This window comes from Azospirillum sp. OGB3 (genome assembly GCF_014192915.1).
GTDB lineage: Bacteria > Pseudomonadota > Alphaproteobacteria > Azospirillales > Azospirillaceae > Azospirillum.
On record NZ_JACHYN010000002.1, the window covers coordinates 591166 to 612276 of the forward strand.

Annotated in this window: 18 protein-coding genes; 9 read left to right on the plus strand and 9 right to left on the minus strand. The window is 67.6% G+C overall.

Translation table 11 applies throughout. The annotated features are described in order from the left end of the window. Window positions 1-23: 23 nt before the first annotated feature. Both FHW79_RS06670 and FHW79_RS06675 read right to left on the minus strand, forming a co-directional pair. A complete protein-coding gene (locus FHW79_RS06670; RefSeq protein ID WP_183178155.1) occupies window positions 24-2570 on the minus strand; it encodes a PAS domain S-box protein in 2547 nt (848 codons plus the stop codon). Further along, window positions 2567-5614 (minus strand): chemotaxis protein CheB, encoded by a 3048-nt coding sequence (locus FHW79_RS06675; RefSeq protein ID WP_348984066.1) that lies wholly within the window; start codon window positions 5612-5614, stop codon window positions 2567-2569. Before FHW79_RS06675 ends, FHW79_RS06670 begins: the two co-directional genes overlap by 4 nt. A gap of 646 nt (window positions 5615-6260) precedes the next feature. On the opposite strand from FHW79_RS06675, the gene FHW79_RS06680 reads away from it, so the two are divergent. The 3 genes from FHW79_RS06680 (at window position 6261) to FHW79_RS06690 (ending at window position 7446) form a co-directional block, all read left to right on the plus strand. Beyond that, window positions 6261-6506 (plus strand): hypothetical protein, encoded by a 246-nt coding sequence (locus FHW79_RS06680; RefSeq protein ID WP_183178156.1) that lies wholly within the window; start codon window positions 6261-6263, stop codon window positions 6504-6506. Window positions 6507-6700: 194 nt separating this feature from the next. After that, window positions 6701-7069 carry a hypothetical protein gene (locus FHW79_RS06685; RefSeq protein WP_183178157.1) on the plus strand — a complete coding sequence of 123 codons (369 nt, stop codon included), beginning with the start codon at window positions 6701-6703 and terminating at the stop codon, window positions 7067-7069. Between the two features lie 26 nt (window positions 7070-7095). Beyond that, a complete protein-coding gene (locus FHW79_RS06690) occupies window positions 7096-7446 on the plus strand; it encodes a hypothetical protein (RefSeq protein WP_183178158.1) in 351 nt (116 codons plus the stop codon). 38 nt (window positions 7447-7484) lie between these two features. Here the strand turns inward: FHW79_RS06690 and sppA are convergent, their stop codons facing one another. Next, window positions 7485-9236, minus strand: a complete 1752-nt coding sequence (gene sppA / locus FHW79_RS06695; RefSeq protein ID WP_183178160.1) for a signal peptide peptidase SppA — start codon at window positions 9234-9236, stop codon at window positions 7485-7487. Window positions 9237-9264: 28 nt separating this feature from the next. Further along, window positions 9265-9837: a peroxidase-related enzyme gene (locus tag FHW79_RS06700; protein ID WP_183178161.1), complete on the minus strand. Its 573-nt coding sequence runs from the start codon at window positions 9835-9837 to the stop codon at window positions 9265-9267. 215 nt (window positions 9838-10052) lie between these two features. On the opposite strand from FHW79_RS06700, the gene FHW79_RS06705 reads away from it, so the two are divergent. Further along, the gene (locus tag FHW79_RS06705) at window positions 10053-11147 is read left to right on the plus strand and encodes a response regulator (protein ID WP_183178162.1); all 1095 of its coding nucleotides are present in this window, start codon (window positions 10053-10055) and stop codon (window positions 11145-11147) included. 25 nt (window positions 11148-11172) lie between these two features. Here the strand turns inward: FHW79_RS06705 and FHW79_RS06710 are convergent, their stop codons facing one another. The 3 genes from FHW79_RS06710 to fabI form a co-directional block, all read right to left on the minus strand. Continuing rightward, the gene (locus tag FHW79_RS06710) at window positions 11173-11694 is read right to left on the minus strand and encodes a hypothetical protein (protein WP_348984067.1); all 522 of its coding nucleotides are present in this window, start codon (window positions 11692-11694) and stop codon (window positions 11173-11175) included. Window positions 11695-11741: 47 nt separating this feature from the next. After that, window positions 11742-12833, minus strand: coding sequence for a chorismate synthase (gene aroC, locus FHW79_RS06715; RefSeq protein WP_183178165.1), 1092 nt, complete (start codon window positions 12831-12833; stop codon window positions 11742-11744). 187 nt (window positions 12834-13020) lie between these two features. Next, the gene (gene fabI, locus FHW79_RS06720; RefSeq protein ID WP_183178167.1) at window positions 13021-13869 is read right to left on the minus strand and encodes an enoyl-ACP reductase FabI; all 849 of its coding nucleotides are present in this window, start codon (window positions 13867-13869) and stop codon (window positions 13021-13023) included. Between the two features lie 136 nt (window positions 13870-14005). On the opposite strand from fabI, the gene FHW79_RS06725 reads away from it, so the two are divergent. Next, window positions 14006-15382 carry a YihY family inner membrane protein gene (locus FHW79_RS06725; RefSeq protein WP_183178168.1) on the plus strand — a complete coding sequence of 459 codons (1377 nt, stop codon included), beginning with the start codon at window positions 14006-14008 and terminating at the stop codon, window positions 15380-15382. Window positions 15383-15401: 19 nt separating this feature from the next. On the opposite strand, the gene FHW79_RS06730 is transcribed toward FHW79_RS06725, so the two are convergent. Next, a complete protein-coding gene (locus FHW79_RS06730; RefSeq protein ID WP_183178169.1) occupies window positions 15402-16418 on the minus strand; it encodes a radical SAM/SPASM domain-containing protein in 1017 nt (338 codons plus the stop codon). Window positions 16419-16555: 137 nt separating this feature from the next. On the opposite strand from FHW79_RS06730, the gene FHW79_RS06735 reads away from it, so the two are divergent. The 4 genes from FHW79_RS06735 to FHW79_RS06750 all read left to right on the plus strand — a co-directional run bounded on the left by FHW79_RS06735 (window position 16556) and on the right by FHW79_RS06750 (window position 19585). Next, window positions 16556-17692: a sialidase family protein gene (locus FHW79_RS06735; RefSeq protein ID WP_183178170.1), complete on the plus strand. Its 1137-nt coding sequence runs from the start codon at window positions 16556-16558 to the stop codon at window positions 17690-17692. Window positions 17693-17764: 72 nt separating this feature from the next. Beyond that, the gene (locus tag FHW79_RS06740; RefSeq protein ID WP_183178171.1) at window positions 17765-18925 is read left to right on the plus strand and encodes a phosphoserine transaminase; all 1161 of its coding nucleotides are present in this window, start codon (window positions 17765-17767) and stop codon (window positions 18923-18925) included. Between the two features lie 53 nt (window positions 18926-18978). Further along, a complete protein-coding gene (locus FHW79_RS06745; protein WP_038527053.1) occupies window positions 18979-19251 on the plus strand; it encodes a type II toxin-antitoxin system ParD family antitoxin in 273 nt (90 codons plus the stop codon). Further along, the gene (locus FHW79_RS06750; protein WP_183178172.1) at window positions 19238-19585 is read left to right on the plus strand and encodes a type II toxin-antitoxin system RelE/ParE family toxin; all 348 of its coding nucleotides are present in this window, start codon (window positions 19238-19240) and stop codon (window positions 19583-19585) included. Before FHW79_RS06745 ends, FHW79_RS06750 begins: the two co-directional genes overlap by 14 nt. Window positions 19586-19617: 32 nt before the next feature. Here FHW79_RS06750 and FHW79_RS06755 read toward each other — a convergent pair whose 3' ends face one another. Then, complete coding sequence (locus FHW79_RS06755; protein WP_247884193.1) at window positions 19618-21093, minus strand: TrkH family potassium uptake protein; 1476 nt, start codon at window positions 21091-21093, stop codon at window positions 19618-19620. Between the last annotated feature and the right edge of the window lie 18 nt (window positions 21094-21111).

Here is a 21111-nt window from a genome sequence, read left to right on the forward strand (position 1 = left end):
GGCAGGGAGGGGGCAAAACGCCGCTACGTCGCCTCCGTCTCCACGTCGCGGTGCTCCAGGCTGGCGCGAACGGTGCGGCGCAGGTCGTCGGGCTGGATGGGCTTGTGCAGCAGGGCGCATTGCGCGCCGGCGGCCTCGCGCAGCCGGTCGGACGAGGTGTCGCCGGTCAGCAGCACCCCCGGCAGGTCGGGACCGAAGCGGCGGCGCAGCGTGTCCATCAGCATCAGCCCGGTGTCGCCGTCCGGCAGGCGGTAATCGGTCAGCACGAGGTCAGGCGCCAGCGTGCCGTCCACCAGGTCCAGCGCTTCCGCCACCGAGCCGGCCTCGGTCACGCGGTAGCCCCAGCCGTCCAGCATCAGCGCCAGCGCCATGCGGATCACCGCGTCGTCCTCGACCAGCAGGACGGAGGCGTCGCCGTCCGCCTCGGCACCTCCCGCGGCGGAGTCGTCCGGTGAATCGCCGCAGTGCCGCTGGTCGAGAATGGCCCCGGACGGCAGGGTGACGGCGAAACAGGACCCATTGCCCGGCACTGAGGTCACCTCGATGGTGCCTCCCAGCATGTGGATGAGGCGCCGCGCGATGCTGAGCCCCATGCCCAACCCTTCCCGCCGGTCGCGGGCGGCGTTGCCGATCTGGTAGAAGTCCTGGAAGATGCGGTCGATCTGGTTCTCCGGAATGCCGATGCCGGTGTCCCACACCTCGAACCGCAGGGCTCCGCCGCGGCGCCGCGCCCCGAACAGCACCCGGCCCTGCCGTGTGTAGCGGATGGCGTTGGTCAGCAGATTGCGCAGCACCCGCTCCAGCAGGCCGCCATCGGTGCAGACGCCCAGCCGCACCGGCACGGTGCGCAGCGTCAGCCCGGAGGAGGCGGCGACCGCCCGGAACTCCCCGTGCAGCCGCTCCATGATCGTCCCCACCTCGACCGGAGCGCTGTGGGGGGTGACGAGGCCGGCTTCCAGCTTGGAAATGTCCAGCAGGCAGTCGAGCAGCCCGCCGAGCGAGGCCACGGTGTCGCGCAGTTGGGTCGCGATGCGCCGGGCGTCCTCGGGGATCGGCTCCTTCAGCAGCAGGCCGGACAGCAGGGTCAGCGCCTGGGCCGGCTGGCGCAGGTCGTGGCTGGCCGCCGCCATGAAACGTTCCTTGGCATCCAGCGCCACGTTCAGGTCGCGCTCCATCGACTTGATGGCGGAAATGTCGGTGACGCTGGACACCACCGCCTCGGGCCGTCCGTCCGCGCCCGGGACCGGGTGGCTGGAGACACGCAGCCAGCGGATCGGGGCCGCCGCCTCGTCGCCCTCGGCGATGCCGACGATCTGCTCGACCACCGGCTTCCCGCTGTCCACCGCCTTGGCGGCGGGCGGCAGTCCGGTCAGCCGGGCGCCGTCGGCGCCGATGAAGCGCCGCCGCGCCGCGCGGCCCGTCCGATCGCCCGGCTTGCGGCTTTCGAGGGGGCGGGCGAGAGGGTCGAGCAGCACGCCCGTCGGCCCTGACATCAACCGTTCCGCCATGGCGTTGGCGACCATCACCGTGCCGTCGGTCGAGCGCATCACCAGCCCTTCGGACAGCGATTGCACCAGCGTGCGGTGCCGCCGCTCGCTCTCCGCCAGCGCCTGTTCCGCGGCGCGGCGTGCGGTCACGTCGCGGAAGGCCACCACCGCTCCGGTGATCGCTCCGTTCTGGCGGATCGGGGAAATGGTCAGCTCCGCCACGAAATCCTCACCGCCTTGGCGGCGCAGGCGTCCATCGGTCACCTGCCGGACCAGCCCGTCGGCCAGCGACAGAGTCAGGGCGCGCCGGCCCTCCTCCTCCGCGTCGCCGCCGATCAGCGCGGCGAAGGAACGGCCGACCAGTTCGCTGGCGCCGAAGCCGGTCATGGACTGGGCCGCGGCGTTCACGAAGGTGACGGCGCCGCGCGCGTCCAGGCCGCAGATGCCGTCGGCCACCGCCTGCAGGATGTGGTGGTAGGCGGCGCGGGTGCGCTCGGCCTCGTCGCGGGCGTCCTGGAGCTCGCTGACCCAGGCGTTGCGCTCCGTCACGTCGGTGATGGTCAGCAGGACGTCGCCCTTGTCGACGCCGTCCGGTCCGGCCTCCAGCTCGACGACCCGGGCGTCGGTCAGCCCGTCGATGGCGCTGTGGGCGCCGACGAAGGCGTATTCCTGGCGCGTCCATTGTCCGGAATCGCGCAGCCGGGCCAGCGCCGTGAACAGGCGCCCATGGTCCAGCGACTCCACCATGAGGGTCAGCGGGCGGCCCTTCAGCCGGCGGAGCGGCAGGCCGAACTGCCGCTCCGCGGCGACGTTGGCCTCGCAGATGATGCCGGCGGCGTTGACGGTGAAGCAGGCCAGCGGCACCGACTGGAAGAGCTGGAGATACTGGATGCGCGAGGCCTCCAGCGCCTGCTGGGCGGTGCGCAGCTCCTCGTTCTGGATCTCAAGCTCGGCCTGATGGACGTACAACTCGTGCAGAACCTCCTTGAGCGTGGTCGCCGAGACCTCCGCGCCTTCGAAGCCGCCCGAGTTGAGAGCCTGTTCCGCGCGCTTGCGAAGCCGTTCGTTGCGGAAGCCGTTCACGCCGCGTCTCCGGCCGCCGGGCCTTTGGCGGTGGTGCCGCCTTGTTTGCGTTGACCCTGCCGCCGTCCGCTCGCCCGCAGTTCCATCCGTTTCCGATTGGTGATGTCGATGTGGCTGACCACCGCTCCCCCAGACAACCCGGCCAGACGGCAGGCATGCATCATGAACCAGCGCTCCTCCTTGTCGGAATGACAAGGGTATTCGATGGTGAACTGCTCGATGTCGCCGGACAGAATCCGGCGCAGCCCGTCGTTCACGGCACGGGCGATGTCTTCGCCTTCGGTTCCTTCCTCGGCGTTGCAGACATCAAGATAATTGGTTCCCGGACCACAGCGGTCCAGCGCCGGGGCGCCGTTCTTCTCGCCGAACATGCGCCAAGCGTGGTTGACCATGGTGATGGCGCCGTCGGAATCGATGACCGCCACATGCTCCGGCAGACTGTCCAGCACCGTCTGGAGCCGGTGCTCCGCAGCCTTGGCGGCGGTGACGTCCACGAAGGTGACGACCACCCCTGCCACCTGGTTCTTCTCGGTCAGGTAGGGAAGGATGCGTGTCTGAATCCAGCGGTCGCCGCGCACCGGGACGTGGCGTTCCACCGGCTTGTGGTCATGGAACACCCGCTCGATGTCCTTGAGGAAATCCGGGTAGTCGATGTTGGTTGACAAGTGCGAGATCGACCGGCCGACGTCGCGCGGGATGATGTTGATGAAGCGCGCCGCCGCCGGGGTGAAGCGCCGGATCACCATGCCGCTGTCCAGGAACACCGTGCCGATCTCGGTCGAGCGCAGCAGGTTGTCCAGGTCGTTGGTGACCTCGGTCAGCTCCTCCACCTTCGCCTGATACTCGGCGTTGACGGAATACAGCTCCTCATTGACGGACTGCAGCTCCTCGTTGGTGCTCTGCAATTCCTCGTTGGAGGCGAGAAGCTCCTCGTTGGTCGCCTGGAGTTCCTCGTTGGCGGTCTCCAGCTCCTCGATGGTGGCCTGGAGGTTCTCGCCGCGGGAGACCAGCTCCTGCTCCAGCCCGCGGATGCGCTCCGCGGTGTCGGTGTCGAAGTCGAAGTCGCTGTCCGGCAGGGCCAGCGCCGGCGCGCTGGGGTCGAGCACGATCAGCGCGAAGCGCCGGCCGGTCTTGCGGGCGACGAAGGGCTTCACGCGCAGGCTGACGGCGGGCAGCCCCTCGCGGTCCTTCACCGGGATGTTCGACAGGGCGAACTCCTCGCCGGAGCGGAAGGCCCGTGTCAGCGCGGTCCCCACCACCATGGAGACCGAGGAAGGCAGCAGCTTCAGCGCGTTCAGCGTGGCCTCGCCCGGCGGCACCTTCAGGATCGTCGACGCCTCGCCGAACACGTGCATGATGTTCATCTGCTCGTTGACCAGCAGGCTGGGCGGCACGTAGGCCCGCATCAGGGTCGAGATCGCCTCGTCGATGGCGGCCCCTTCCTCCTGCGCCTGCGACATGGTCTCGTCGCCATGGCGGTGCACCGGCGCGGCGACGGTGGGGACGAGCAGCCGCGACAGCCGGTGGGTGCCGGTGCGCAGGCTCTGGAACAGCTTGTTCCGGCTGTCCAGGACGTGGAACTCCGCCGACAGGTCGCCCAGCGTCTCGCTGGTGCCGAGGAACAGGAAGCCGCTTTGCCGCAGCGCGTACTGGAACAGGCTGAGCACCTTCCGCTGGAGCGGCGAGTCCATGTAGATCAGCAGGTTCCGGCAGCTCACCAGATCGATCTTGGTGAAGGGCGGATCGCGCATGATGTTGTGGGCCGCGAAGACCACCATGCGCCGGATGTCGCGCGACACCAGGTAATGGTCGCCGCGCGCGGAGAAGTAGCGGGTCAGCCGCTCGTGCGACACGTCCTCGGCGATGGAGCGCGGGTACTCGCCCAGGCTGGCGATCTCGATGCTGTCCTGGTCGATGTCGGTGGCGAAGATCTTGACGTCGAAGGACCGCCCCATCCGCTCCTGCGCCTCGGCGAACAGGATGGCGATGGAATAGGCCTCCTCGCCGGTGGCGCAGCCGCAGACCCACACGCGCACCATGTCGGTGGGGCTGCGCTTGGCCAGCAGGGTGGGGATCACCTTGTCGGCCAGGGAGGCGAAGGCGCCCTCGTCGCGGAAGAAGCGGGTGACGCCGATCAGCATCTCCTTGTAGAGGCTGACCGTCTCGGCGCTGTTGCGGCGGAGCAGGGCTGCGTAGTCGCTCATCGAATCGAGGCCGGCGGTGTGCATCCGCCGCTCGATCCGGCGCAGCAGGGTCGCCAGCTTGTAATGCGAGAAATCGACGCCGGTGACCGAGCGGATGGCCGCGACGATCTGCGCCAGAGGGTCGTTGTCGCGATCCTGCGGTCGGGGTGGGACAGGAAGGTTGCGCGACAGCACCCGGCCGGCGTGTTCAATCAGGCAGCCCGGCAGCTTGTCCGCCGTCTTGACGACGTCCACCTGCCCGGTGGCGATCGCGCTGCGCGGCATGCCGTCGAACTGCGCGGATTCGGGGTCCTGCGCCGCGGCGAAGCCGCCCGCCGACTTGATCGCCAGCAAGCCGCGCGTGCCGTCCGACCCGGTGCCGGACAGCACCACGCCCAGCGCCCGCGGCCCCTGGTCCTTGGCCAGGGCGGTGAAGAAGATGTCGATGGGCAGGCTCATGCCCCCGGCGCTGTCCTTGGCGGTCAGGATCAGCCGGCCGTCCTCGATGGACAGGTGCTTGGCGGGGGGCAGCAGATAAACGGTGTTGCGCTCCACCGCCATGCCGTCGGCGGCCTGCACCACCGACATGGCGGTGTGCTTGGCCAGCAGATCGACCATCAAGCTCTTGTGGACCGGCGAGAGATGCTGGACGACCACATAGGCGAGGTCGCTCTCCCCCGGCACATTGTCGAAGAAGCGCTGAAGCGCTTCCAGCCCACCGGCGGAAGCGCCGATGCCGACGATGCAGCAGACCCGATCCCGGCCTTCCGGATAGGGACCATAGACGGAAACCGTATCCTCACCCTCGTCGGGCGGCGTGTGGGCGTCGGCGATGGGGCGATTGTTGTCTTCTGGTTCCACGGAGCACTTCGGGTCTGCGGGAGTAAAGGACGGCCTACTGAATTATTTGCCGTCTGACCATGACATTCAAACCCTCCCTTGCACGGCGCTTTTCCTTTTCCGTGCGCGCCGGCGGCTTTGAAACGGCGGAGGGTCCAGCGGCTATATAGGAAGCGTCCATGCCAGTCAATCCGGACAATTTTTGCCTTGGATGCGCGAGTGCCGTTGGCATTCCGAAGATCAGGCGGCGAGTGTGGGTCATGGTGTTTTAACGTATCGCATATGACCAATGGACTCATTTTGGCGATGTTTTTGATGAGGCTCGCGTTCGGCTTCGGAAACACTCCAGGCCCAGACTTTCGAATGTGACGTGGTTTTCCATATTCATTCCCTTCTAATCTCCTGAGATCGATTGCGTGAATTCATTGCGTCACGGCGCCTTTCTCCTTTCTCCGCTCGCCCGGCTTCATGGCAGGGTGGAAAGATAAAAATCGATGGGATTTGCCACCAGCGCACAGCTTACCCAAAACGTATGATGTGATACGGGCACAACACTGTGCAGGATCTGTTGCCCCGTTCGCTTATGTCGCTTTACGCGATTGGCGCTTTGCGCAATCTTTAATCCGTAGCCACTAATCATGAGAAACGTAGGAAAGGAGTGCGCCAGATGGAGCGCGAGGACGAATGTGCTCTCGACCGATATATCGCGGCGATTCCGCTTAACCTGAGAGTAGTGGCCAGGGCTGCTTACGAGGAGCTGTCGAACAATCCCTTCCTGCCGGTCTTTTCGAAGGACGAAATCGCGCGGTTGGTCTGTTCCCCAGGATTTCAGAGTTACTTGGAAAGTGAGAACCGGGCCGGCGCCAGTTCGCTGATGATGCTCTGTTCGGCGGGGCTTGCGACGCGCCATTGACGACGCTCCATGGACGGCGCGCTTTCGTCACGGTGCAACGCAGCCACTCTTCGCAGGCCGGCGGTCATCCCGCCGGCCTGATCTTTATGCATACAAAAGTCTTCTGAAGCGATGCGAGGCCGCGAACTAAAGTTAAGTAACTATACTCATAGCCGGAATTGTGTTGAGGATGCTTCCGTATCGTACTAAAATTAGTGGTAGACAAGACTGTTTTGATTGAATTTGGATTAACCAATATGGGCGCAAAAAAGCCGAAGTCGAAATCACTCGTCGCCAGAAATGCGCAGAGATGGGGGGTTTTCGCTCTAAGGGCAACGCCGGCCGCGGGGGCCGCCGACCGTATTGAGGACGTGCTGAAAGTCGCGGGGGCCGTTCCAACTGTGTCTCGGATTGCGTCGCCCGAACAACAGCGCAAGGCGAACAAACTCTTCAGCCACCTCTCCAAGTCGGTCAAAGAGACCGGATGGGAAGTCTACAAGAAGGCCGATAGCCCGCTTCGACAAAAAAGCACAGCCAGTCAGGTCGTTGCCAGCGCTTCTAAGTTGGCTGAGGGGTCCGGCTGAAGGCTTTGTAAATCAGGCGGCTGAATATGAAGAAAATCAATATTCCCTTGGCTGGGTCGCGCGCTCAAATAATTTGCTCACGACTTGTTACGAGAGATTTCCTTTCAGAGCGCGCGAAGATCAATCCTGAAGGCCGAAAGATAATTGAGTATCTTGTTGAGTCTTTTGATGGTCACCCAGAAAGCAGGAGTGATATTCTTTTTCCGTCTACACCTGTTGGAACCGCTCACGTCCGCTATAAAAGCGGTTACTACATTTTTTTTCAACGCTTCAACGCTGCCCAACCGCTCCGATACAAGATCAAGCTTTGGTGGTGCGGAACCTACACGGTCAAATCCGGCAGGCTATTGTTCGACTTTGAAAAACTGGATGAGTAACGGGCGGCCAACAGCCGCTTTGCCGCCCGAACGATGCGTCACCGCTCGATGCCCAGCGGCGGCATGCGCGCTTCCACCGCGCCGCCGCGGGCCGCCTTGACCAGCGGAGCCAGTTCGGCCAACGCCGGGCGCAGCCCGGCCAGCACCGCCACGGCCTCCACCAGATCGCCCTTGCCCGAGGCGAGGTCGAGGATTTCCCGGATCAGCGGCTTCGGGCGGGGGTAGCCGGTCACGGTGACCGGGGCGTCCGGCTCCAGCTTCGCCGCCTGCTTGGCGAGCGTCAGCGCGGTGGCGACTCCGCCCAACTCGTCGATCAGCCCGAGATTCTTGGCCTGGGCGCCGGTCCACACGCGGCCCTTGGCGGCGTCCCGCGCCTGCTCGGGGGTGAGGTGCCGGGCTTCCGCCACGCGGGACAGGAAGGTGGAATAGCTGCTGTCGATGATCGCGTTCAGCCGCTCCTCCCCAGCGGGGCCGAAGGGGCGGAAGGGCGACCACAGCCCGGCGTTGGGCGCGGTGTCGAGAACGCCCCAATGCACGCCCAGCCGCTCCGACAGGCCGGCCACCGACATCTTGCCGGCGACCACGCCGATGGAGCCGGTCACGGTGGCGGGGGAGGCGACGATGCGGTCGGCGGCCAGCGCGATCCAATAGCCGCCGGACGCCGCCGTGCCGCCCATGGTGGCGATCACCGGCTTGCCCGATTGGCGGGCCTTCACCAGGGCGCGGCGGATCGTCTCGGACGCGGTCACGCTGCCGCCGCCGCTGTCGATGCGGAACAGGATGGCCTTGACGTCGGGATCGTCCACCGCGTCCTCGATGGCCGACACGATCGTTTCCGACCCAGCGGTGACCTCCCCCAGGCCGGGCTTGCCGCTGTCGCCGCCGGTGATGGTGCCGGCGGCGTGGATCAGCGCGATGGTCGGGCCGCTGCGGTTGGGCGGGCCGGCGACTTCCAGATACTCCGCCGCCTCCATGGTGTCGGCACCGGGCACGGCCCCGGCGCGGCGCAGCGCCTCCTCCCGCGCTTCGTCGGCGTAGCCCAGCCGGTCGACCAGCTTGGCGTCCACCGCCTCGCGGTCGATCAGGGGGGCGCGGTCCATCGCCGCCCTGACGGCGGCGGGAGGGAGGCGGCGGCTCACCGCCACCCCATCGACGATCTGGTTGGTCAGGTCGCCGAGCAGCGACTCCATCATCTCGCGGTGGGCGGGCGTGAAGTCGGTGCGCATGACGCTGTCGGCGAGGCTCTTGTACTCCTCGCGCTGGAGGACCTGCGGCTGGATGTCCAGCTTGTCCAGCGCGCCGCGGGCGAAGGGGATCTGGGCGGACAGGCCGGTCAGGCCGAGCAGGCCCAGTGGCTGCATCCACACCTCGTCGAAGGCGCTGGCCAGCAGGTAGGAGCGGTTGCCCGCCCCGGTGTCGCCGTAGGATTCGGCGAAGGCGATGGCGAAGCGGCCCGATGCGCGGAACCGCTCCACCGCCGCCCGCAGCTCCTGCACCTGGGCGAAGCTGGCGCCGTCGCCGCCGAAGCGGGCGAGCACGCCCTTCACCCGCGGGTCGGCGCGCCCCCGCTCCAGCGCGTCCAGCACCTCCTGGAAGGTCGTCTCGTGGCCGAGGACGCTGCCCAGCCGGTCCACGCTGCCCTCCGCCAGCGGGTCGCGGAGGTCCAGCTCCAGCACCACGGTGTCGGGCAGGGAGGGCTCATGCCGGACCGCCAGGACGACCCCGGTGACCACGGCGGCCACCACCAGGAAGCCGATGAGGGCGAACAGGCGGACAAAGAACCTCAGCATCCGGGGGGCTCCGGTGGTTGCGCGGCGTTTAGCGGTCCTGCTTGTGGTAGTCGCGGTTCGGCATCATGTCCACCGCCGAGGCGACGCGGTTCGACATGTTGTAAAAGGCGGCGGTATCGGCGATGTCGAAGATCTCCTCCTCGCCGAAGCCGGCGTCGCGCAGTCCCTGCCGGTCCGGCTCGCCCATGGTCCAGGGCTCCTTGGTCAGCTTCCACGCGAAATCGAGCATGGCGCGCTGGCGCGGCTCCAGCTTGGCGGCGCGGTAGTTGAAGGCGAGCATCTCGCCCAGCTCCGGGTCGCCGGACAGCTTGCGCACCGCCTGCCCGTGGGCGACCAGGCAGTAGTAGCAGTGGTTGGCCGAGGACACGACCACGGCGATCATCTCGCGCTCCAGCTTGGACAGCCCGCTCTCGCCGACCATCAGCTCGTTGTAGAGCTGGGCAAAGGTGCGCAGCTTCTTCGGGCGCAGGCTGTAGGAGCGCAGCACGTTGGGCACGAAGCCCAGCTTCTCCTCGCACTTGGCGAAGAGCGCGGCCATGTCCGGGTCGAGGTCGGGCGTCTCGGGAACGGGCAGGGCCATGACGTGATCGGGTTGCGGCATTGCGGTGGTCTCCTCCGGTGGTTGGCGTCGCTGCGGACGATGTTGTTTTGGCCGACAGGGTAGCCGGGCGGCGGCGCTTCGCAAAGCCCCACCTCCGGTCAGGCGGCATGGCGCCTCGCCGCGGGGTTGCAACCCAGCCTTTCGTGCGTTGTTCCTCGCCAAGGACCGTCGCCCATGCGAAGACTTGACCCCGTCGCAACGCAGTGGTCCCAGCGATGAACGATCCGGGTGCCAAGGGCGCGCCCAGGCTCGGCCTCCTTTCGGTGCTGGTGGTCGAGGACAGCGCCTTCATCCGCAACGTGCTGAGCGCCACCCTGCGCGCCATCGGGGTCGGCGCGGTGCACGCCGAGTCCGACGGAGCCGAGGCCATCCGCTTCCTGGAGGAGCGGCGGGCCGCCCTGCCGCCCGGCACGGCGCCGGTGGACGTGATCATCACCGATCTGGTGATGCCGGAGGTGGACGGGCTGACGCTGCTGCGCTGGCTGCGCTTCAGCCCGCGGTCGCCGGACCGCTTCCTGCCCCTGCTGATGCTGTCCGGCGCCGCCGACCGCCAGTATGTGGAGCAGGCGCGCGACCTGGGCGCCACCGACTTCATCGCCAAGCCCTTTTCCGCCGCCATCATCGCCGGTCGCCTGCTGGCCGCCATCGCACGGCCGCGGCGCTTCGTGCTCGCCAAGGGCTATTTCGGGCCGGACCGGCGGCGGACGCAACGGCCCGTGGCCATGGACTGCCGGATGACTGGGCCCGCTGAAATCCTGGTGGTGCACAGCAAGTCCAAGGCGGTGGGCATCGACCGCTTCCCCGTCGTGCATTTCGATCTGCCCAACCGGCTGGGCGCCAAGATGGGCATCGCGCCGAAGGCCCCCGTGTCGAGCCTGCCCGACGAGGTGCTGGCGGCGGCGGAGGCGGAGATCCAGAACCGGGCCGGCGATTACGCGACCTGGATCGCCGGGGAGGTGGACGAACTGGCCCGCCGCGTCGACCGGCTGGGCGCGGACGCCGCCGCGGTCCCGGTGCTGATGGCGCGGATCAACCGCTCCGCCCACGAGATGCGCGGGCAGGGCGGCATCTTCGGTTATCCGCTGATCACCCGGATCGCCAAGTCGCTCTACGAGGCGACGCAGGGCGGCTTTTCCGCCGTCACCGGCAACGAGCGCCTGCTGCTGAAGGCCCATGTGGACGCCATCAAGGCGGTGATGGGCGGGCGGATCAGCGGCGACGGCGGGACGACCGGCCGGCGGCTTCTGGCCTCGCTGGACCGCGCCAAGAAAAAGTACGCCAAGCCGGAGGGCGAGGGCGATCCGGCCTGAGCGCCGTTTCTGTTTCCAGTGGGGTCTATTTCCAGCGAATTCCCGCCTCGCGGCGGATCTCCTCCATGCGCTCCAGCGCCGGCTTGAAGCCGGTCAGGGAAAAGCGCACCTCGGCCTTGCCGCCCGCCGGGGCGGAGCCGACGGCGGAAACCTCCTTGCCGGGAGCCAGCCGCTCGACCAGCTTGGCGTTGGTCTCCGGATCGACCACCGCGCAGGTGTTGGTCTCCCATTCGAAGCGCTCGCACGGGTATTCGGGGCGGAACAGCGCCCGGTCCACCCAGACGCGGACGATCTTCGACAGGTCCATCGTCTGCTCGTCCAGCCGGAAGCGCAGCCCCTCCAGCCAGCGCTCGCTGGAGCGCAGCCAGACGAGGCGCGACCGCCGGTCGCTGCCGGGGCGGGACAGCAGCTCGCATTCGACGCGGCGCGGCTCGCTCCAGACCTGGCAGTAGAGTCGCCAGTCCTTGAAGGTCTCCGCATGCTCGCGGTAGGCCGGGGATTGGGCGGTGGCGGGGAGGGCGGCGACCAGCAGAACCCCCGCGATCACGGCGCCACGCCACGCACCCGTCCTGCGTCCCGGTCCCCGCATCGGCATCAGCCCCGCGCGTAGGCGCGGTGGCGCAGCAGATGGTCGGCCAGAACGCAGGCCATCATCGCCTCGCCGACTGGAACGGCCCGGATGCCGACGCAGGGGTCGTGACGGCCCTTGGTCAGGATGTCGGTGTCCTTGCCCTGCAGATCGACCGTCTGGCGCGGGGTGAGGATGGAGCTGGTCGGCTTTACCGCGAAGCGCACCACGACGTCCTGTCCGGTGGAGATGCCGCCGAGGATGCCGCCGGCGAGGTTGGACCGGAACTCCGGCTCGCCATATCCATCTTCGGTGGCTGGCCCGGCGCGCATCTCGTCGGCGTTCTGCTCACCGGTCAGGGTGGCGGCCTCGAAGCCGTTGCCGATCTCCACGCCCTTGACAGCGTTGATGGTCATCATGGCGCGGGCGAGATCGCCGTCCAGCTTGTCGTAGAGCGGGTCGCCGAGCCCGGCGGGCAGGCCGGAGGCCACGACCTCGACCACCGCGCCGATGGAGGAGCCGCTCTTGCGGATGCCGTCCAGATAGTCGGCCCATTCGGCGGCGGCCTGCGGGTCGGGGCAGAAGAAGGGGTTGTTGTCGACCTCCGCCCAATCCCAGCGGCTGCGGTCCACCTTGTGCGGGCCGATCTGCACCAGCGCGCCGCGAACGGTCACGCCGTCGCCCAGCACCTTGCGCGCCACCGCGCCCGCCGCCACGCGGCAGGCCGTCTCGCGCGCCGAGGAGCGCCCGCCGCCGCGGTAGTCGCGGATGCCGTACTTTTTCCAATAGGTGTAGTCGGCGTGGCCGGGCCGGAACTTGGCAGCGATCTCGCTGTAGTCCTTGGAGCGCTGATCTGTGTTCTCGATCATCAGCGAGAGCGGCGTGCCGGTGGTCTGGCCTTCGAAGACGCCCGACAGGATCTTGATCTGATCCGGCTCCTGGCGCTGGGTGGTGTAGCGCGACTGGCCGGGGCGGCGCTTGTCGAGCCAGGGCTGGATGTCCGCCTCGGTCAGGGAGAGCAGCGACGGGCAACCGTCCACCACCACGCCGATCGCCGGCCCATGGCTTTCGCCCCAAGTGGTGAAGCGGAAAAGCGTTCCGAAGCTGTTGCCGGCCATGGCGAGGACTCCCGATGCGACACGATCTGTCCGCACGACGTGCGGTGGAGCGCGTTTCTTGCGGCGTTTCCGCCAGCGCGTCAAGCACGAGGGTCGAGAATCGGCGATATCAACGAAGGATCATGGGGTGTCAGCGGGCGCTCCGGGTGAAGCCGGAGGCGCCCGCCAAGCGGTCACTTGGAAGCCGTCACTCCGCCTTGCCGGAGCCGCCCAGCGATCCCAGGAGCTGCGACACCTCGGCCGCCGCGTCCACCGCGACCATGCCGACGGTGTGGTAGCCGGAGTCGACGTGCATCACCTCGCCGGTCACGCCGGTGCCGAGGTCGCTCAGCAGGAACAGGCCGGCGCCACCGACCTCGCCGATGGTGACGTTGCGCTTCAGCGGGGCGTTCAGCTCGTTCCACTTCAGGATGTAGCGGAAGTCGCCGATGCCGCTGGCGGCCAGCGTCTTGATCGGGCCGGCGGAGATGGCATTGACGCGGATGTTCCGACCGCCCAAATCGACGGCAAGGTAACGCACGCTCGCCTCCAGCGCGGCCTTGGCGACGCCCATCACATTGTAGTGGGGCATCACGCGCTCGGCGCCGTAGTAGGAGAGGGTGAGCAGGCTGCCGCCATCCTTCATCAGCGGAACGGCGCGCTGCGCCACTGCGGTGAAGGAGTAGCAGGAGATGTCCATGGTGCGCAGGAAGTTGGCCCGCGTCGTGTCGAGATAGAGGCCGTCCAGCTCGTTCTTGTCGGAAAAAGCGATCGCATGAACCAGGAAGTCCAGCTTTCCCCATTCCTTCTCGATGGCGGCGAAGGTCGCGTCGACGCTGGCCTCGTCGGTGACGTCGCAGGGCAGCAGCAGCGGGGCCTTGACCTGCTCGGCCAGCGGCTTCACACGCTTCAGCAGCGCGTCACCCTGATAGGTGAAGGCCAGCTCGGCGCCGTGCTGCGCCAGCGTGGAGGCAATTCCCCAGGCGATCGAACGATCGTTCGCCACGCCCATGATCAGGCCGCGCTTGCCGTCCATGAGCGGCTTCGGGTTGGACATCCGTACCTCGTGCATCCAGAGTATGCTTTGAAAAGTGGGCCGCATCCTACACGAAAGGCCGGCCCGGTCAAACCAAGGCGGGAGGCGTCCTGTGGCTGAAACCGAAGGCACGTCGAAAGGGGCCTGGAACCCCTTTGTGCGCGTTCGGGAAATCGGCGGCTTCATCGCCTATTCCTCCATGCGCTTTTACAACGACAACTGTTTCCAGACCGCGGCCTCGCTGACCTACACCTCGCTGCTGGCGCTGGTGCCGCTGATGACCATCGGCTTCGCGATCTTTTCCGCCTTTCCCGCCTTCAACGCGCTGCAGTCGCGCATCCAGACGCTGCTGTTCAAGAATCTCGTGCCGGAGAACAGCGACGCCATCTTGCAGTATCTGGCGGCTTTCATGGCCAACGCCGGGCAGATGCCGGTGTTCGGCATCGTCGGGCTGGCGATGTCCGCCGTTCTGCTGATCTGGACCATCGAGGGGTCCTTCGCCACCGTCTGGCGGGTGCGTGAGCCGCGCTCCTACGTCACCCGCATCCTGTCCTTCTGGGCGGTGGTGTCGCTGAGCCCGCTGTTCGCCGGCGCCAGCCTGTCGCTGTCCAGCACGTTGTGGGCGGTGCTCCAGTTCGCCCATCTGGAGGGCTTCGCCGACCCGTTGGTGGGGATCGGGGCGATCCTGCCCTTCATGCTGCAGCTCGTCGGCTGCACGCTGCTCTACGTCATCATCCCGAACCGGGACGTCGGCTGGATGGACGCCGCCTGCGGTGGGGCGGTCGCCTCGCTGCTGCTGGAGACGTCCAAGGCCGGCTTTGCCATGTACATGAAGGAGTTCCCGGCCTACCAGACGATCTACGGCGCGCTGGCGACCGTGCCGATCTTCCTGTTCTGGCTCTACATCGCCTGGTCCACCGTGCTGTTCGGCGCGGTCATCACCGCCTCGCTGCCCGAATGGCGGGCCGGCAAGATCACCCGCGGCGGGCCGGAGGGGCTTCTGCCCGCCCAGCGGCTGGGCTTGGCGCTGGCCGTCCTTCACGAGCTTTTGGAGGGCACGCGGCTCGGCGTCGGCCTGCGGCGGCGGACGCTGGTCGGGCGCGTGCCGGTGGGCACGGTGCTGATCGACGGCATCCTGGAGCAGCTTCGCGACGCCCATTGGGTGGCCCACACCACGCACAACGCCTGGGTCGTCACCCGCGACCTCAGCGAGGCCACGCTCTACGACCTGATGAAGGCGTTGGGCATCGGCCTGCGCGGCTCCGTCCGGGGGTTGGGCGGGCTGGAGCTGCCCTGGCAGGACCGCACGGCCCAGCTTCTGGAGCAGGCGGAGCGGACCCAGGAGGACATCCTCGGCGTGGCGATCAAGGACCTGCTGTCCGACCGGCCGCTGGAGGCGGGACCGCTTGAAACGGGGCCGCGGGAAGCGGAGCCGCAGGTCTCCGGAACCCAGCTCTCCGGAACGCAGGTTTCCGGAACCGCGGCGGGGGAGGGCTCCGGCGCGGTGCCGCTGCGCGCGAAGCGCTGGCCCTGAACGCGCGCCCTGCGAACGCTCAAGCCCGGTACTTGGCGATGAGGTCCGCCGCGAATCCGTCCAGGTTGTTGTCGGCGGGCAGGGTCTGGACGTAGGAGCAGCCGCGGCAGGCTTCGATCTCGTCGCGCCGGCCCTCCAGATGCTTCAGGCGGAAATCGCGCAGCCGCTCGCCGTTCCAGATGTCATGCAGTGATTCCTCGGCGACGTTGCCGACGATGGTGCCCATGCGCCAGTCGGCGCAGCAGACCGAGACCTCGCCGTTGAAGTTGATGGCGAGTTTCAGGAAGGGCTCGGAACAGACCTTGCGGGCGGTGTCCGGGGCGGCGGCGAAGGCGCTCTCCTCCGCCAGCGCCTCGCCGTGCAGGGGATGGACGAAGAGGCTGTCGGCGATCGGCGTGAAGGTGTCGATGAAGCTCTGCCGCTCCTCCTCCGTCAGCTCCACGTTGATGATCTTGCAGTGGAGGTGGAAGTCACGGCCCAGCTCCGTCTTGCGGCGGTACAGATAGGCCACGTTGTCCACGATGGTCTGGAAGCGGTCGAAGCGCCGGGTCACCCGCTTGTACATGGCGTCGCTGGCTCCGTAGACGGAGACGCGCATGGCGTCCAGCCCGGCGGCCAGCAGCGCGTCCGCCCGCTCCGGCGTCAGCAGGGAGCCGTTGCTGGTCATCTCGACATGGCGGGCGAGGCCACGCGATTTCAGAAGATGGACCATGTGTTCGATCCGCGTGTTCACCAGCGGCTCGCCGTCCTTGTAGAGGTGGACGGATTTGATCGGCGCGTCGAACGCGGCGATGTCGTCGGCGATCTTGCGGAACAGGTCGAACTTCATGGCCCCGCGCGGCCGACCGACCTCCTTCAGCAGCTCCGGGTTCCCGGTGGCGCAGAAGACGCAGCGGAAGTTGCAGCCGTTCGAAGGGTCGATCAGCAGCGAGAAGGGGGTGGTCAGCGGCAGCACCTGCGACAGGTCGTTGCGGTCGCGGTGACGGCCGTAGGGAATGTTCGCGGGGGCGGCCGCTTCGGTGTTCACTTCGGTCATGACCTTCGCCGGGCAGGGCTGCGGAAAGCGTGTGACTAGCAAGGGATCACGCGCACCGTAAAGGAATCCTTCATTCCGGCAACCGGACATTGGACGGGCGTCCCCAATGCCGCGGGCGCAAGGTGGATTCCAGGGGCATGCTCGACAGTCTTTCCCATCGCATCGTCTACAGCGACCGTCGCTTCTACGCGTCCTTCCCATCCGCGGCGACTCTGGCCGACGGGCGGGTGCTGGTGGCCTTCCGGCGCGCCCGCGATCACCGCTGGCTGCACGGGGAGCCGGCCGAGGGCGGCGGCGACTTCACCAGCGTCGATCATGTGGACTCGCGCTCGCATCTCGTGATCCAGCGCTTCACCCCGGATTTCGAGCCGGAGGGCACGCCGCTGCCGCTGCCCACCGATCCGGAGGCGGGCGACCAGGACCCCAGCCTGCTGGTTCTGCGCTCGGGGCGGATCATCCTGGGCAGCTTCGGCTGGTACCCGATGTCGGCGCGCCACGGCCTGCGGCTGCGCGAGAAGGGCGTCCACCTGCTGGGCAACGCCGAGACGTCGGGCACCTTCTTCCTGTTCTGGGGCGGCAGCACCCGAGTCAGCGACGACGACGGTCGGCACTGGTCGGCCCACCGCTACCTGCCGGAGCTGCCGGGCCAGGGACCGATCCTGCCCGGCCTGCGCCCGATGCTGGGCGGTGCGGTGCGCGGGCGGGCGGTGGAGGCGCCGGACGGCACGCTGCTGATGGCGACCTACACCGGCGGTCCCTACACCAGCTACCTGTTCGCCTCCCGCGACCAGGGGGAAAGCTGGACCCTGCGCAGCACCATCGCGCGCGACCCGGCGGGGCGGGCCGGCTTCTGCGAGACCGCCCTGCACCTGACCGCGGATGGGCAGCTGGTCGCCTTCCACCGCACCACCGGGCTGGGCGACCGCCTTGCCACATCTGTCTCCCATGACCTCGGGGAAAGCTGGGCGCCGTGGATCGAGAGCGCGGTCATCGGGCATCCCTACGACGCCTGCCCGCTGCCCGACGGGCGGCTGCTCGTCGTCTACGGCTACCGCCATGAGCCATACGGCGTGCGCGCCCGGGTCTGGGACTGCCGGTGCGAGACGCTGGAAAGCGCGCCGGAGATCGTCATCCGCGCCGACGCGCCGTCGCCCGATGTCGGCTATCCCTGGGCGACCGTGCTGGCGGACGGGCGAGTGGCGGTCTGCTACTACATCTGCGACGCGGCGGGCATCCGGCACATCCAGGCGACGCTGCTGCGCGTGAGCGGCTGATTGACGGAGTTCCGCGCACCTCCTATCGTCCCCGGCCATACCGCAATCCCATGTTCCGGGAGTAGAGTGTCCATGAAGCCCGCCCGCCGGCCGTCGAATCCGCTGTTTTCCTCCGGCCCCTGCGCCAAGCGGCCCGGCTGGTCGCTGGACGCCCTGGACGGCGCGCTGCTCGGCCGCTCCCACCGCTCGAAGCCGGGCAAGGCGAAGCTGAAGGAGGTCATCGACCTCACCCGCGCCGTCCTGGCGATCCCCGGCGACTACCGCATCGGCATCGTCCCGGCGTCCGACACCGGGGCGGTGGAGATGGCGCTGTGGAACCTGCTGGGGCCGCGCGGCGTCGACATGATGGCCTGGGAGAGCTTCGGCAAGGAGTGGGTGACCGACGTCACCAAGCAGCTCCGCCTGTCCGACGTGCGGACCATCCAGGCCCCCTACGGCGCGTTGCCGGACCTGTCGCAGGCCGACTTCAGCCGCGACGTGGTGTTCACCTGGAACGGCACGACGTCGGGCGTGCGCGTGCCGAACGGCGAATGGATTCCGTCGGACCGCGAGGGCCTGTCGATCTGCGACGCGACCTCCGCCGCCTTCGCCATGGACATTCCCTGGAGCAAGATCGATGTCGCCACCTGGTCCTGGCAGAAGGTGCTGGGCGGCGAGGGCGCGCACGGCATGCTGGTGCTCAGCCCGCGCGCCGTGGCGCGGCTGGAGAGCTTCCAGCCCGACCGCCCGCTGCCGAAGATCTTCCGCCTGACCAGTGGCGGGAAGCTGATCGAGGGCATCTTCGTCGGCGACACCATCAACACGCCGTCCATGCTCTGCGTCGAGGACGCCATCGACGGGCTGCGCTGGTCGCTGTCGGTCGGCGGCCTGACCCAACTCATCCGCCGGTCGGAGCAGAACCTGCGCATCGTCTCGGAATGGGCGGCAGCCTCGACCTGGGCCGGCTTCCTGGCGGACGATCCGGCGACGCGCTCCTGCACCTCGATCTGCCTGCGCTTCACCGACCCCGAGGTGACCGCCCTGACGCCGGAGGCCCAAGCCGACTTCGCCAAGAAGCTCGCCGCGCTCCTGGAGAAGGAGGAGGCCGCCTTCGACGCCGGCTCCTACCGCGACGCCCCTCCGGGGCTGCGCCTGTGGGGCGGCGCCACGGTGGAGAACGAGGACATGGAGGCGGTCCTCCCCTGGCTCGACTGGGCCTTTGCCACGGTCAAGGCGGAGGCCTTCGGGCGCTGAACCTTGACGCTGGTGCTACTGGGTAGTACTTGGTTGGTGAGGGAGGGCAACGCATGACCGTGAAGACCTCGATCTCGCTGACCGACGAACAGGAAGCCTTCGCACGCAGCCTTGTCGAGACCGGGCAGTATCCAAGCCTCAGCGCGGTGCTCCAGCGCGGTCTCGACATGCTTCGGCGCGACACCGAGAGAAGCAACGCCGAGATCGAAGCGCTGCGGATCCTGATCGACCAGCGCCGCGCCGGTGCATTCGTCGATCTTGATGACGGCGAAGCGGAAACCCGGGCGATGCTGGAGCGCAAGAGGCGTGCGCGTGCGGCTCTATAAGGTCCGCCGTGCGGCCTCCGTTACCCGGGACCTCGACCTGATCGAGGATCATCTCGTCCAGGCCTATCGGGACCTGGGTGACGATGGGGAGCGCGCGATGGAACGGGCCGCCGGGCGGATCGACGACGCTCTTTCCTACATGCGTACGTTCGAGGCCCATCCGCATCGTGGCACGGAGCATCCGGAAATCCGATCCGGCATCCGCACCGTGACCAGTCGGAATTTCATCTTCTATTTCGAAATCGATGAGGGGCTGCTCGAAGTCCGGATTCTCGCCGTCTTCTTCGGCGGTGTGAATCACAGCCACCAGATTCTGGACAGGCTGCGCGGCTGAGCCACTCCGGCGCGGCCTTTTTCATGGCCTGTTTAATCCCGCCAGAAGCTCGGCAGGATCAGCACCAGCACGGTGAAGACCTCCAGCCGGCCCAGCAGCATGGCGAAGCTCAGCACCCATTTCGCGGCGTCGGGCAGGGGGGCCATGGTGCCCGACGGGCCGACCACCGGCCCCAGCCCCGGTCCGGCGTTGGCGAGCGCGGAGGCGACGGCGCTGGCCGCGCTCAGGTAGTCTACCCCCATCGCGGCGACCAGAAGCGACAAGATGCCGAAGGCCGCCATGAAGGCGAAGGCGAGGTTGATGACCGAGCCGACCACATCCTCGTCCAGCACCTTGCCCTGGTAGAGGGGGACCAGAACCCGGTTCGGCTTCAGCATCCGCTGCATCTGGTTCAGCATCGACAGGGCCAGCACCTGCCAGCGGAAGACCTTGATGGAGCCAGCCGTCGAGCCCGTGCAGCCGCCGATGAAGTAGAAGAAGAAAAAGGCGACGACGGCGAAGCTGCCCCAGGTCGAATAGTCGGTGGAGACAAAGCCCGTCCCGGTGATGATCGAGGTGACGTTCACCGCCGAATGGCTGAGCGCGTCCCAAAAGGGCAGGCCGACCACCGTGAAAGCCCACAGGGTCATGGCGACGCCGGCCACCAGCAGGATCGCCAGCAGCGCGTTCACTTGGCTGTCGCCGAAGACCGGCGCGTTGCGCTGGCCGCGCAGCAGGCGGATGTACCAGGTCAGCGGCAAGGCCCCGCAGATCATCGAAAAGGTTGCCACCCACAGCACCGCGTGGGAATCGAACCAACCGAGCGAGGCGTCCTTGGTCGAGAAGCCGCCGGTGGCGATGGAGGCCATGGCGTGGTTGATCGCGTCGAACCACGTCATGCCGGCCAGATGGTAGGCCACCGCCGACAGCACAGTCAGCGCCAGATAGATCATGGCGATGGCCCCGGCGGTATCCTGCACCGTGGCGAAGGGCTTGTCGCCCTTGTCGGAGGACTCGGTGCGGAACAGCTGCATGCCGCCGACCCGCAGGATGGGCAGCACCGCGATCGCCATGACGATGATGCCGACTCCGCCGAACCAGTTGAGCAGCGAGCGCCACAGCAGAACCCCCGGCGGGGAGTCGTCCAGCCCGACGATGACCGTGCCGCCGGTTGTGGAGAGGCCAGACATCGCCTCGTAATAGGCGTCGGTGAAGGACAGGCGGGCGGCGGAGATCATGAAGGGCAGGGCGCCGAAGGCCGCCAGGACGCACCAGGACAGCGTCGTCAGAAGGAAATGCTGCTTCACGGTGAAGCGCGCGTGCTCCTTGCTCGACGTCGCCAGGACCATGCCGCCGCTGACCGCCAGCGTCGCCGCGCTGGAGCCGACGAAGGCGGTCCAGTCGCTGTTGCCAACGGCGGCGTCGGCCAAGGCCGGCACGAGCATGCCCAGCCCAAGTATGGTCAGGAGGATACCGATGATGTGGAAGACCGGTCCCAGCGCGATCCCATTGCCAACGCCATTGCCCAAGGCTGTGCCCTTCGTCGC

What these genes read in the sequence shown, in the direction of transcription:
- FHW79_RS06680 (WP_183178156.1), top strand. Translation starts at nt 6,261, where the DNA reads ATGGAGCGCGAGGACGAATGTGCTCTCGACCGATATATCGCGGCGATT.
- FHW79_RS06690 (WP_183178158.1), top strand. Translation starts at nt 7,096, where the DNA reads ATGAAGAAAATCAATATTCCCTTGGCTGGGTCGCGCGCTCAAATAATT.
- sppA (WP_183178160.1), bottom strand. Translation starts at nt 9,236, where the DNA reads ATGCTGAGGTTCTTTGTCCGCCTGTTCGCCCTCATCGGCTTCCTGGTG.
- FHW79_RS06700 (WP_183178161.1), bottom strand. Translation starts at nt 9,837, where the DNA reads ATGCCGCAACCCGATCACGTCATGGCCCTGCCCGTTCCCGAGACGCCC.
- FHW79_RS06705 (WP_183178162.1), top strand. Translation starts at nt 10,053, where the DNA reads ATGAACGATCCGGGTGCCAAGGGCGCGCCCAGGCTCGGCCTCCTTTCG.
- aroC (WP_183178165.1), bottom strand. Translation starts at nt 12,833, where the DNA reads ATGGCCGGCAACAGCTTCGGAACGCTTTTCCGCTTCACCACTTGGGGC.
- fabI (WP_183178167.1), bottom strand. Translation starts at nt 13,869, where the DNA reads ATGTCCAACCCGAAGCCGCTCATGGACGGCAAGCGCGGCCTGATCATG.
- FHW79_RS06730 (WP_183178169.1), bottom strand. Translation starts at nt 16,418, where the DNA reads ATGACCGAAGTGAACACCGAAGCGGCCGCCCCCGCGAACATTCCCTAC.
- FHW79_RS06735 (WP_183178170.1), top strand. Translation starts at nt 16,556, where the DNA reads ATGCTCGACAGTCTTTCCCATCGCATCGTCTACAGCGACCGTCGCTTC.
- FHW79_RS06740 (WP_183178171.1), top strand. Translation starts at nt 17,765, where the DNA reads ATGAAGCCCGCCCGCCGGCCGTCGAATCCGCTGTTTTCCTCCGGCCCC.
- FHW79_RS06745 (WP_038527053.1), top strand. Translation starts at nt 18,979, where the DNA reads ATGACCGTGAAGACCTCGATCTCGCTGACCGACGAACAGGAAGCCTTC.